Raw genomic sequence first — 13,035 nt, 5'->3', positions numbered from 1 at the left:
TTTTAATACGGCATTACTGTTTTCGCATACGTGTACCGTAACAATACGGCAAACACGGTCTAACATTTCACCAGTTTTGCAAATGAAGCAAACATTTTTTTCACGCCCACGCGGTCAAAATTAACCGTCACCTCAAAATCCTTGCCGCCGTCCGCGATCTTCTGCACCGTTCCCTCGCCAAATTTGAGGTGGCGGACTCGGTCGCCCTCGCCGTAGGAAAGATGGTCGGCCTTCTGGACCGTAAATGCCTTGCCAAATGACGGTGCCGGGCTGGCTGGACGGCTGCTGGAACTATAAGCGCTCTTATATGGATCCAGCGTGCGGCTAGAACCAGCACTTCCGGAACCATTCACACCGCCCCAGCCGCTCATCCGGGCTGCGCCGCGCTCCCAGGCGGCATCGTTCTCTGAAAGAGGGTGTTTTCCAGACATTCCGCCAATCCGCACCCGGTCGCCGTCTCCCGCGCCAGATACACCAAAGCTGCCCGTTGTCCAGCCAGAAGTCCCCGAATCTTCAAATCCGCGTCCGCCCCGGCTCATACCAGCAGCCCGTTCAAAGACGGTCGGCTGCTCTTCCTCGTCCAGAAGCTGCGGCGGAATCTCCTCGATGAAGCGGCTGACCTTCGCAAACCGCGTTTCTCCATTGACCATGCGCTGTCTCGCCGCCGTCAGCGTCAGTTCTTTCTCCGCACGGGTGATTCCGACATAGCAGAGACGCCGTTCTTCTTCGATGGCGTCCTTATCATCCGAAAAGATGGACATGCTGCTCGGAAACAGCCCGTCCTCCATGCCGCTTAAATAGACATACGGAAATTCCAGACCTTTTGCGCCGTGCAAAGTCATCAGGACAATCCTGTTTTCGGATTCGTCCAGGCTATCTACATCCGCTACCAGCGCAACCTCCTCCAAAAATCCGTCCAGCGTCGGTTCCTCCGCCGTGCTCATATAGCCAGTCGCCTTATTAACCAGCTCTTCCACGTTCTGTAGACGTGTTTCTCCCTCGATCTCGCCTTCCGCCTCCAGATCCTTCTTATATCCCGTTTCTTCCAGAATCGCCTCGATAAGTTCCGGGATCGAAAGGGCCGAAAGCCGCGACCGGAAGTTTTCGATCTGCTCCGTAAACTTCTCGATCTTATCCGCCGCCTTGCCGATCGTCGGCACGCCGCGCACGCGCAGCAGCGCATCATAAAAGCTCATGTCATTGGCAGACGCATAGATCGTCACTTTTCCGATCGAGGTCGCACCGATGCCGCGCTTCGGCACATTGATGACACGCTGAACCGCCAGATCATCGCGCCCATTCGCAATCGTCTTTAAATAGCAGAGAATATCCTTGATTTCCTTGCGCTGATAGAAATTGACGCCACCGACCAGCCGGTACGGAATGCTGTAATAAATACATTTTTCCTCCAGAAGACGCGACTGTGCATTGGTACGGTACAGCACGGCAAAATCCGAATATTCCGCATTTTTCTCTTCTTTCTCACGCTCAATATCACGGATAATGGCGTCTGCCTCCTCGTATGCCGTGTCATACTGACGGAAGCGCACCTTCGGTCCCTCGTCATTCGCCGTCCACAGCGTCTTGTCCTTTCTGCCGCGGTTGTGGCGGATCACCTCATTTGCCGCGTTCAGGATGCTCTGGGTGGAACGGTAGTTCTGCTCCAGCTTGATAACGCGTGCGCCCGGAAATGCTTTCTCAAAACTTAAAATATTTTCGATATTTGCCCCGCGGAATTTGTAGATCGACTGGTCATCATCACCGACCACACAGATATTTCTGTACTTCTTTGCCAGCAGATCGACCAGCTTAAACTGTACAAGGTTCGTGTCCTGGTACTCGTCCACCATGATATACCGGAATTTATCCTGATAATATTCCAGCACATCCGCGTTTGCCTCGAAAAGTTCTACCGTTTTCACCAGCAGATCGTCGAAATCCAGGGCATTATTCTTCTTGAGTTCTTTCTGGTATTCCCGGTAAATCTGAGCAATCTTTTTCTCCCGGAAGTCCGCTCCCGCCTGCTGCTCAAACTCATCCGCCGTGATCCGGTCATTTTTCGCCGCAGAAATCCGTGACAGCACCGCCCGCTCCTTAAACTGCTTCGGATCCGCCTGCATTTTCTTGAGCACCTGCTTCATCAGCGTTTTCTGGTCGTCGCCGTCATAGATAGTAAAATTCGTGTCATATCCCAGACGGTCGATAAACCGGCGCAGAATCCGAACGCAGCTTGAATGGAACGTGCTGACCCAGATCGCCTCCGCGCCTTCCCCCACAATCTTATCCACACGCTCGCGCATCTCCGCCGCCGCTTTATTGGTAAATGTGATCGCCATGATATTCCACGGCGCCACCCGTTTTTCCTCGATTAAATACGCAATCCGGTGTGTCAGGACGCGCGTCTTTCCTGAACCGGCGCCTGCCAGAACCAGGAGTGGTCCCTCCGTGTGAAAAACCGCCTCCCGCTGCATCGGGTTAAGTGTGTCGTATTTGCTCATATATGTTTCGTTCCCTTCTATCCTCTTATATAATCTATTTTTAATGACAAAAAGTATGTTCGAATACGCTCTAGTATAATCTATTTTCTCTTGGATGTCACGGAATTTTCATTGATTTTAAATTTCTCCTTGCTATCTGGTTTTCAAAACTATATAATATCACATAGAGAGTTCATGACAGCGGAAGCGCCAAAATCGCCTCCCTGTTTCGCAGCTTTCGAATTTCAACGCAGCGAGGTACATACATGAAATCGAACGAAGAACGCCTGCAGGATCTGCTGGCTTATGTTGATAGTCTGACCCGGGTGCATCCGTCGGAGATTCCCGGTATTGATTTATATATGGATCAGGTCACGACCTTCATGGACAGCCACCTGAACACTTCCAAATGGCTGGGCGAGGATAAGATCCTGACCAAAACCATGATCAATAACTATGCCAAAAATAACCTGCTGCCGCCGCCCGTCAAAAAACGCTACTCCAAGAATCATCTGCTGATGCTGATTCTGATTTATTATTTTAAAAATGTGATATCCTTTCGGGATATTGAGCAGCTCTTCTCGCCCATCAGCGAGCACCACTTTTCCCATGGTTCCAGCCCGGAATTAGAAGAGCTTTACAACGAAATCTTTTCGCTGGAAAAAGGGCAGCGCAAGCGCTTGCAGGAAGACGTCATGGCAAAATTTGACGCCGCCAGCCAGACATTCAAGGACTATGACTGTGAAGACCGCGAGTATTTACAGCTGTTCGCCTTTATCAGTGAGCTGGCGTTTGATGTCTATCTGAAAAAACAGATGATTGAAATCCTGGCGGAACAGCTCCGGCAGGAGACGCCGGTGAATCCGAAGAAGAAGAAATAGGCAGCACTTCCGCTGTACCGCCACACTCAAAAACAGGCTAAACAACAAAAATTTCAACCCATTGCACCATACACGATAAAAAAGACACTGGAATCACTTCCCCTTGTGGAAATTCTTTCAATGTCTTTTTTCTTTCATTTCTTTTTATCTTTCATTCAACCAGCTGCCAGCTCCTGGGACAATTCCACCCCAAGCCAAATTTGTCCATATTTGGCAGGTTGGTTTGCTACACCTATGAAAGTACGCGCTTTATCTATCGTGCGTATATTCCTACTTCGTCTTACGCTTCCGTTTTCTCCGCCTCTTCCTGCTCTTTCACACGCGCAAATACCATATCATATCCGTCGCTTCCGTAATTTAAAGAACGGTTGACACGGCTGATCGTCGCTGTCGATGCGCCGGTCTTGTCCGCGATCTCCAGATATGTCTTCTTCTCGCGCAGCATCTTCGCTACTTCATATCTCTGGGAAAATGATAAAAGTTCATTAACTGTGCATACATCCTCGAAAAAGCTATAGCATTCGTCGGTATTTTTCAGTGTCAGAATCGCCTGGAACAGATGATCCACAGCTTCGGTTTTCAGTTTTTTATTCATAATGCAAGGCACCCCTTTTTAATATGTACTCCGAAAATATATTCATTTTTCCGTTTTTCTTATATTAACATATTAAAGTTTTAAAGTCTAGTATCTTGCCTATTTTTATGAATATTTTATTTTTCATCTGTTCACGCAATATACATTTATGCGAATCTGCCAAATCTTCTACAGCATAAACTTCTCCACCACATGAGCCACACCGTCGTCGTTGTTGGAATAGGTAATAAAGTCTGCAGCTTTCCGCACCGGAAGCACCGCATTCTCCATCGCTACACCTAATCCGGCATACTGAATCATCGTGAGGTCGTTGTAGCCGTCCCCACAGGCAATCATCTGCTCACGCGAAAGCCCGATGTGAGAAAGAAGGCGCTCTAACGACTGTGCTTTATCGATGCCCCTCGGAAGCACCTCCAGGAAAAACGGCTCCGAACGGTAAACGCTGAAATTCTTCCCCATCGCCGCCTTGACGCGCGGCTCGACCATCGCCAGGTAGTCTCCATCCTCCATCATCAGGTATTTCGGTACCGGATACGTGATCGCAGCTTCCATGTCGTCCACCTGTACTAACTCCATGCCGTTGATCCGCGCTTCCAACTTCGCATAGGGACTGTCACTCTGGTTCGTCAGAAGCTTTGCCCCCGCCTCATCGTAACTCAAAAGCCCCACCTGTTCCTCCTCGGCCAGGCGTATAATCTTCTGATTTGCCTCCTGCGGCAGGGAACGGCTGAATATGATCTCGCCGGTTTTGCAGTTCGTGATCCTGCCTCCATTAAACGACAGAATATAACTGCCGTATTTTGCCAGCTCCAGCTCTCTCGCAAGCGGCAGCACTCCCGGCGTCGGACGCCCGGACGCCAGTACAATCTTCTTTCCGCGCTCCTGAAGCTCCATCAGACGCTGCTTCGTCTTTGGCGTAATCACCTTATCTCTGTTTGTTAAGGTTCCGTCCAGATCCAGGACGATAATCTCATAACTATGTTTTTCGGTCATATTTACTCCACATTCAAATCATACGTACTATTGTACACGTATATACGATACTTAGAAAAGATGAATTTGTCAATTAGCAACATGCCACATTACTTAATGCAATCCCTTCTTAACTTCTCAAATGGTTAACTCATATACTTCCGTTACTTTTGCCATTGCTTCCTGTATCCCCTCTATGAAAGATTTTTTTGCAATGCATCAATTAATTCCTCTACAACAATTGGCTTGGATAGAAATCCATTCATACCGTATTCCAGCGCTTCCTTCCTGTCTTCATCAAAAGCATTGGCAGTCATGGCAAGAATAGTGATTCCCGCCTGTGCCGGATCATCCAGGGCACGAATCCGCTTTGTGGCCTCATACCCGTTCATGACAGGCATCTGCACATCCATCAACACAAGATCATAACCGCCTGGTTTTGATTTTTTTACTTTCTCCACTGCCTCTGCTCCATTTTCGGCAGTATCAACCAGAAAGCCATATTCATTCAGGAGCTCTACCGCAATTTCACGGTTCAGTTCATTGTCTTCCACAAGCAATATACATCTGCCCTTGAAATCTGAACCTGCTGCCGGGAGAATATTATCCTCTTGCTCAGCCTGCCTCTGGCCGATAGCTGTCATCAACGTCTCTCTGACATCTGACATAAACATAGGTTTCGAACAGAATGCTGTAACTCCTGCCGCTCTGGCCTCCACTTCGATATCCGCCCAGTCATAAGCCGTCAGGATAATGATTGGCGTATGGTCACCCATACTGCGGATCTGACGGGTAACTTCAATGCCATTCATATCCGGCAGACGCCAGTCAATGATATACGCATGGAATGCATCCCCCAGTTCCATAGACTGCCGCGCCCGGAGAACAGCCTCCTTACCGGAAAGAGTCCATTCTGAACGCATTCCAACCTTGACAAGCATCTTTGTCACACTATCACAGGTATTAAAATCGTCATCTACCACCAGTGCCTTAAGACCTTCCAGCTCTGCGATCTTCTCTATATGGTGATGCTCAGGCTGAATCCGGAATGGCAGGCGGACAATAAATTCAGTTCCCTTGCCATGTTCTGTCTGAACCTCGATAGTTCCGCCCATCATATTCACGATGTTCTTGGTAATAGCCATGCCAAGTCCGGTACCCTGAGTCCTGGTGACCGTGGAAGTCCGCTCCCTCTCAAAAGGAGAAAAGAGCTTCTGTACGAATTCCCGGCTCATACCGATTCCATTATCCTTTACCCGGATCTCGTACAGCGCACTGCCACTTTGTGTCCCCGGCCACTGTTTGATCCGAACAGAAACGGTTCCACCAGCAGGTGTAAACTTAACCGCATTGGACATAAGATTCAACAGTACCTGATTCAGCCGCGTCTTGTCACAATAGACATCCTCATTGGTCACATCCATTGCATCCATATAAAGTTCCAGCTGCTTCGCATGAATCTGCCCACCAATGATCGTCTTCAAGTCATGAAGCACATCCGACAGGCTGACCTCTGTTTCTTCCAAATGGATTTTTCCACTCTCAATCCGGCTCATATCCAGTATATCGTTGATCAGTGAGAGCAGATGGTTGCTGGATGAAAGAATCTTACCCAGATAATCCCGGACTCTTTTCTTATCATCAATATTACTTACAGCCAGTGTAGTAAAACCGATGATCGCATTCATCGGTGTCCGGATATCGTGAGACATATTGGAAAGGAACATACTCTTGGCCCGATTGGCCGTCTCTGCAGCACGGACTGCCTCAGAGAGTGCCTGATTCATTTTCCAGTCAGAGGTACGATCCGACATAACCAGGATATATTTCTTTTTCCCGTTTACCTCACTGCCCATTGCAATATTATGAAACCAGCGTTTTTCCCCTGTCTTTAGATGAACATATTCAAAATCCCATTCCCTTTGTTCATGAACCTGGATTTCCTCCAGGTGATTTTTCTCCGGATCTTCATGTTCCGCCGGATGCAGTTTTCCAAAAATACAAATATCTTTACAAATCTGTTCTACCGTAATTCCCAGCAGCTTTTCAACATTTGGGCTGACGTAATCTGCCTGATATGTTTTGGCATCCAGCATCAGAAAAACATCATCTACATTCATTGACAGCTTCTGAAACAATTCGTCTCTATACAGGATCTCCGTATCCTTTTTTCTGATATTTGTTCTGCCTTTTTGAACAATAAAACTGATAAGTAAAGCGGCAATGCAGAGCACGACTCCTCCCACGAGAAGCATTGTATTAAACTGCAGGCTGTTCATACTGGCATTCACGATATCCGCCGGGACAAGTCCCAGAAACATCCAGTCCTTGATATCTGATTTTTCATAGACCAGATAATAGCTTCTTCCATCAAACTTTACCAGCTTCGCATCGGTACGTCCTTCTTTAAACTTCTCCGAAAGCTCATTGATCTCTTTTTCAGACATATCAGAATGCTCTCTCAGAACACCGAAGAAATTATACACTCTCCCCCATGACTCAGAAGAATAATCCACCACAACACGACCATCCGGATGAACTATATAACTCTGGGCATTTCCGTCGAAAGCAGAGATATCCAATACATTTACGATATCAGAATTCTCATAGGCAATGGCAATCGCATCATATTCAAATCCCTGATAACTTCCATAGGCCTTAGGAGTTGCAAAAACAAGCAGCTGGGCTTTTCCAGGAACTGCTGCATTTGTTATCACATCACTTCCCTGTCGGAGCTCCTCTTCCATATTTCCCTGTAATCCAAGATACCCTGTTTCACCTGTTACCTTCTTATAGTTTCCGTCAGCTGACAGAAAAAAGAATTCTAAAAAGCCGGCATCTTCCTGTGCTTTCTCTATATAATCACGAATTTCGTCTTCATTGGAGGTGTTCTGCAGATTCTCTCCCCACATATGAAGATAGGTCAGATTCTTGTCTGTCAGTTCCCGCATCATATTATCAGACTGATGAAAAATCTCTGTCAGATGAGACACACTTTCCTCATATACCGTTTTCGACACAAATTTAAAATATCGGGAAACCGTCAATACGATTCCAAGAAAAACAGCTATAACGATAGCTGCCTTGAATTGTTTTCTATTGACAAGTTTCTTTTTGTCTGTATTATGATTCTTAATATCCATTTTTCTCACCTCAGAGCCACATAGTCTTCAGGCTCTGCAAGAACGGCATCACCATCTGAAATATATCCTATCCAGGTATCCTTCACAGAAGTATCTCCCCTATCAAACACAATATTATCCTCTACCGGATAATTCTCCATGTGTTTAGGTATCGTCAGGCAGGTTACCGTGAACATATCATTGTCTTGAACTTTCTTTCCATCCTTCATAACTTTGCTCAATGTATAACCATCATCCGTTTCCCTGATCTCCACAGAAATACCGCTGACTACAGGTAGAGAACCGCGGTTAAAGGGAATAAAGCCTCCCTCATAGCCTTCCACAAAATTTCTGACAGTCTCTTTCAGCTCTGCCCCACTCATCTTACTGCTGTAAGCCAAAAGACCATTTGGCATGATCATGCTGCCCGCCATTTTTTTCGTATACCCGGCTTTCAGCACGTTTCCGGTAAAGCTGTTTCCGGTGGCGATCAGCACATCCGTCCCGTAGACACCGCGCAGAGTGTTTGCCATAACCGAATAGGCTGCATTACCTCCACTGGTATGGAAACGATTGGAATAGAATTTCTGTGAATCCAGCAGGATACCCTCGGAGATAGTCTGCTCATTCAGAAGCTGGGTGTTAAAGGACTGATAAGCCTGCCCTGCATCGTATTCTCCTGCGATCATCTTAGATACTACATCCTTGGAAATAGAGAAGAAGTCATTTGACGCAATACGGATATACATGTGATTTTCTTCGATCACAGGTTTCACATCTTTCAGATATTCTGTAAGATGGATATCCACATTCTGGCTGTAGCTTAAGAGATCCTGACCATCATAAAGGATCTGGTTCTGAGCATCCTCTGAAAGCATTGTATCCAATACCTTCATGGCTTTCTTCCGTCGTGTTTCATCCTGTGCCAGATCACGGTTTAAAGCCACTTGAAAATAGGGTGTCGTCATCAGCCATTTTTCTCCATTCTCTTGAAAGAATGGCAGAAATGTTGTGTGAATGCCCTGATCCTGAAACATTTTTACACCGGAAGAGCTTCCAAAGTACATGGCAAGCTTACCACTTTTGAACAACTCAACCACATTATCATAGTTCAAATCCAAATCATCCCGGTTCAATCCTGTATCCCGGATAAACCGCTCCATCCGTTCAAAAGCCGCCGGCCAGACGGTATTGTCCAGACCTTCTTTCACTGTATGATCCGGGTCACTGTAGGTGGTGCGCCATCTGCGTCCGTCGGCAGAAGAAAGTTCTGACGCCGACAGACCCTGCAGTGTCTCCATACAGGTATAGTCATAATAATAGTCTGCGGTAAACCCTCGGATTCCCACCTTATCAAATGCCTCGCAGGCAGAGACAAAGCTTTCATAGTCTGTTGGCAACGGGATATCATATTTTTCAAAAAGATCTTTGTTCACTACAAAGCCATGGGCATCCGCACACACCGGAAGCCAGTTTATGCTGCCATCCTCGTTCCTAAAATTGTTTAGATATGTATCATAGACAGCACCTGCCGCATTGGTTGTGGAAAGATCCATCAGGCTGTCTTTCAGCGAACTTGCATCATGCAGTGAAAAACGACAACAGGTTATAATATCCGGCAATCCTCCATTTTCATCAAGAAACTTATAAAAATCCAGATCATTATTTCCTACTACAAATTCAATGTTAATATCCGGAAGCTGTTCCTGAATATAGGGTGCATATTTTTCATACAGGTTTGTGCTCCATAAATACACCGTGATGGTTTCTGCATCTTCTTTTTCCGCTCTTTTCCCGCCGCAGCCTGATAAAAGTAATATGGCCATTACCATCACCAGGAATACAGCAAGTAACTTATTTCTTTTTTCCTTTTTCATTACGAATCCCCCTAAAACTGTGTTCCGCTAGTTCATAAATTACCTTTACCAGTAATTTTGCATCAACAGGCTTAGAAATATGTTCATCCATTCCTGCTTCTTTTGCTCTTATTCTGTCCTCTGTGAACGCATTTGCTGTCATTGCAATGATCGGTATCGCTTTAGCATCCTTTCTATCCATGGAACGAATCGTCTTTGCTGCTTCATAACCATTCATAACCGGCATCATGATATCCATAAGAATCGCATCAAATTCACCGGGTTCACTTTTTTTGAATCGTTCAACGGCTTCCTGCCCATTCCATGCCTTAGTCACGACAGCACCTTCATTCTGAAGCACAAATTCAGCAATTTCCATGTTCAGCTCATTATCTTCTGCCAGAAGAATATGCAGTCCCTTTATAGATTTTCCATCTGATACATCTTTCTTTTCTTCCCGTTTATCCGAATTCAGATCGATTTTAAATGGAATCCGGATCACAAAGGTAGTCCCTGCACCGTTTTCACTTTCAAAGGTAATGGTTCCACCCATTGTCTCAATCAACTTCTTTGCAATCGGCATTCCCAGGCCTGTTCCGGCAAATTTTGTACGGCTTCCTGCATGTTCCTGGGCAAACGGTTCAAAAATATGTTTCTGAAACTCATCTGTCATTCCGATTCCGGTATCCCGGCAGACAAATTCTATTGTCGTCATTCCCGGTTGTTCGGATAGAATTTCCATGCAACTAAGATAAATATATCCGTTTTCTCTGTTATATTTCACCGCGTTCGACAGAATATTCATCATCACTCGTTTCACATACCGCGGGCTTCCAATAAGCTTCCGATGTATGCTTTCTTTCTTCTCCCACACAATCCGGATATTCTGTTCTGCCGCCATCTGCTCGATCACAACAAGTACTTCCCTGAAAATACGGCTCAGATCAAACGGAATTTCTTCCAAAATCACTTCGCCCGACTCCAGCTTACTCATATCCAGGACATCGTTTACCAGCTCCAGCAACAGATTGGATGCCTCTTTCACCTTTGTTCTGTATTCTGTCTGTTTCTCCATATCATCTGCACAATGATCTGCCATATTGAGTAAACCGCAGATTCCATTAATCGGAGTCCGGATATCATGGCTCATCCTTTGGAGAAATTCCGTCTTCGCCCTATTGGCGGCTTCCGCCTTTTTGGCAGCTATCAGAAGTTCTGATTTATATTTTTCATCCTTTTCCCGCTCTTGTTTCTCATGTTCCAGATTGGTTCTGAAGATACAGGACCAAAATATACCAACTATCAAAGAATATAGAAAAATGACACCAGCCACACTTAATGGAAGGTTATGAAACACTTCCTCATCCAGAAGATATGCATAAATATAATAATCCCGCTGCTTCAGCATGATTCCGTAGCATCCGGTTCCTTCATTCTTCAAATGAAAAATATGCTGGCTGTCTGTGTGCTTTTTCATTGCCTGAATAACCTCATTGTCGGCCGTATTCTGCCCCAACAGGCTCTCATCGTTACTGGCAACAACGAGCCCATCGTCTGCAACAATAATTGTTCCATCTTTCTGGACACTATATCCATTTAAAAGCCCTTGTATCGTCAAAGTATAGTTTCTGGTAAATTCAGGAGATGTGTAATAATAAATTGCCACAATACCCGGTGCGTCTTTTCTGGCGCAGGCTGCAATGTCGATCCGGGACCCGTCTTCCCTGGCAAGCCGTTCCGAATAGCTTCTTTCTTCATATCCTGTAAAATCCATGATAATTTCTTTTTGCAGATACTCCGTAATCTCATCCGTCAGAGACTCTTTTGTGCTATACTCACAGACCGTCTTTCCCTCTGCATCCAGTACAAGGATGCCATCCACCCAGAGAGTCTGCAGATTATCTTTTAGAAACTCCCGGCTTAACTGACCACCGTTTTCTCTTTCCATGTTAATATTGGTACTCATCTGTCTGGCACTTTCAATGGCACGGAGAAGGCTTTTGGATTCCGAAGATTCATTATAATGAGTATAGGTGGAACACTGCACTTTCACATAGTTTACAATCTCTACCATTCTTTCTTCTGCTTCCGCTTTTTCCGCATGAAAGAAATAAGTCAGGGAAACTACCGCCACACAGATTCCAAACAAAATACCAACTATTTCTATCTGCTTTTTCTTTGTCCTTCCCTTAATATCCAAGTTCATCCACCTCCAGATACCTTCCCGGATCATCCAGATATTTTTCAATGATTTTCAGGGATGTTCCATCCCGACGCATTTCCTCCAGGGTCTGATCCATCTGCTCACAGATTCCCCGGTCATCCTCTTTTGCAAAGGCAACCCCTATACCGGTGATCATCAGCGGCTCTTCCAGAATACGAAAGCTTGTGTCATAATCCTTCATATACTGGACAATCGATTCCTCATGTGCGGCAACTGCATCTACGTATCCTTTTCCCAGAAATGTATAGATCAGCTCCCTGTGTCCCAAACTGATCAGATTGCCCAGCTTTGGGATTCTCTCATCCGTCCGGTTCAGAAAAATACCTTCCGGTTTGGTTGTGGACTGAACAGCCAGATTCTTTCCCTCCAGGTCACTCAGTTTATAGATATCACTGCTCTCATTTACAGCAACCACCTGACGGCTTGCTATATACGGTCCGGCCCAGCGGTACTCGTCAAGGCGCCCTTCCATGGAAAAACAGCCCATGATGCAATCGATCTCCCCGCTCTCCAACAGTTCTTTTTTCTTCTCCCAGTTGATCTGGACAGGCTCCACCTGATAGCCCATTCTTCTGAACGCTTCTGTAGCCAGTTCTACATCAATTCCTGTCGGCACACCATCCTCATTCAGATAAGTGTATGGTGGATAGCTGTCGCTTCCCAGGGTGATGACGGGTTTTCCCGTTTCTTTTTTATTCTCACCTGTGTTTTTGCACCCTGCCAGGGTAACTGCTAAGATTCCAACAAGCAGAATACCTGCGATCACTCTTTTTCCTTTCATTTTCATTCCATCCCTGTTATTCTTTTCTATTTCTTCACATCTGATTTCCGGTCATTTATTACGATTCAGTGGCCCGCGCTTAGGGGTCCCCGTATATAAGACTTAATTTCCTATATGATCAAAAAAA

At 45.9% G+C, this 13,035-nt stretch carries 8 protein-coding genes; 1 reads left to right on the top strand and 7 read right to left on the bottom strand.

The features are described 5' to 3' along the window. Window positions 1-59: 59 nt before the first annotated feature. The gene (locus tag PG862_RS11660; protein ID WP_270707474.1) at window positions 60-2,498 is read right to left on the bottom strand and encodes an ATP-dependent helicase; all 2,439 of its coding nucleotides are present in this window, start codon (window positions 2,496-2,498) and stop codon (window positions 60-62) included. A 245-nt stretch (window positions 2,499-2,743) separates the two neighbouring features. Here PG862_RS11660 and PG862_RS11655 point away from each other — a divergent pair, with 245 nt between their 5' ends. Further along, the gene (locus tag PG862_RS11655) at window positions 2,744-3,358 is read left to right on the top strand and encodes a DUF1836 domain-containing protein (protein ID WP_022359749.1); all 615 of its coding nucleotides are present in this window, start codon (window positions 2,744-2,746) and stop codon (window positions 3,356-3,358) included. A 280-nt stretch (window positions 3,359-3,638) separates the two neighbouring features. On the opposite strand, the gene PG862_RS11650 is transcribed toward PG862_RS11655, so the two are convergent. The 6 genes from PG862_RS11650 to PG862_RS11625 form a co-directional block, all read right to left on the bottom strand. Then, complete coding sequence (locus tag PG862_RS11650) at window positions 3,639-3,953, bottom strand: YerC/YecD family TrpR-related protein (protein WP_022359748.1); 315 nt, start codon at window positions 3,951-3,953, stop codon at window positions 3,639-3,641. 168 nt (window positions 3,954-4,121) lie between these two features. Further along, the gene (locus tag PG862_RS11645; RefSeq protein ID WP_107001580.1) at window positions 4,122-4,946 is read right to left on the bottom strand and encodes a Cof-type HAD-IIB family hydrolase; all 825 of its coding nucleotides are present in this window, start codon (window positions 4,944-4,946) and stop codon (window positions 4,122-4,124) included. 173 nt (window positions 4,947-5,119) lie between these two features. Next, complete coding sequence (locus PG862_RS11640) at window positions 5,120-8,068, bottom strand: hybrid sensor histidine kinase/response regulator (protein ID WP_270707471.1); 2,949 nt, start codon at window positions 8,066-8,068, stop codon at window positions 5,120-5,122. A gap of 5 nt (window positions 8,069-8,073) precedes the next feature. Continuing rightward, on the bottom strand, window positions 8,074-9,924 hold the full coding sequence (locus PG862_RS11635; protein ID WP_118492092.1) for an ABC transporter substrate-binding protein: 1,851 nt from the start codon (window positions 9,922-9,924) through the stop codon (window positions 8,074-8,076). After that, entirely contained in the window at window positions 9,902-12,109 is a 2,208-nt protein-coding gene (locus PG862_RS11630; RefSeq protein ID WP_270707469.1) for an ATP-binding protein, read from the bottom strand. Before PG862_RS11630 ends, PG862_RS11635 begins: the two co-directional genes overlap by 23 nt. After that, on the bottom strand, window positions 12,093-12,908 hold the full coding sequence (locus PG862_RS11625; protein WP_270707468.1) for a substrate-binding periplasmic protein: 816 nt from the start codon (window positions 12,906-12,908) through the stop codon (window positions 12,093-12,095). The genes PG862_RS11630 and PG862_RS11625 overlap by 17 nt, the downstream gene beginning before the upstream one ends. Window positions 12,909-13,035 lie beyond the last annotated feature (127 nt).

Source organism: Clostridium fessum (genome assembly GCF_027698965.1).
In the GTDB taxonomy this organism is placed as follows: Bacteria; Bacillota; Clostridia; order Lachnospirales; family Lachnospiraceae; genus Otoolea; species Otoolea fessa.
The sequence above is the reverse complement of the archived record's forward strand: the minus strand, read 5'-3'. Positions and strand labels throughout refer to the sequence as shown.

Coding starts and splice junctions, on each gene's coding strand:
- PG862_RS11635 (WP_118492092.1), bottom strand. CDS start 9,924: ATGAAAAAGGAAAAAAGAAATAAGTTACTTGCTGTATTCCTGGTGATG.
- PG862_RS11655 (WP_022359749.1), top strand. CDS start 2,744: ATGAAATCGAACGAAGAACGCCTGCAGGATCTGCTGGCTTATGTTGAT.
- PG862_RS11650 (WP_022359748.1), bottom strand. CDS start 3,953: ATGAATAAAAAACTGAAAACCGAAGCTGTGGATCATCTGTTCCAGGCG.
- PG862_RS11640 (WP_270707471.1), bottom strand. CDS start 8,068: ATGGATATTAAGAATCATAATACAGACAAAAAGAAACTTGTCAATAGA.
- PG862_RS11660 (WP_270707474.1), bottom strand. CDS start 2,498: ATGAGCAAATACGACACACTTAACCCGATGCAGCGGGAGGCGGTTTTT.
- PG862_RS11645 (WP_107001580.1), bottom strand. CDS start 4,946: ATGACCGAAAAACATAGTTATGAGATTATCGTCCTGGATCTGGACGGA.
- PG862_RS11630 (WP_270707469.1), bottom strand. CDS start 12,109: ATGAACTTGGATATTAAGGGAAGGACAAAGAAAAAGCAGATAGAAATA.
- PG862_RS11625 (WP_270707468.1), bottom strand. CDS start 12,908: ATGAAAGGAAAAAGAGTGATCGCAGGTATTCTGCTTGTTGGAATCTTA.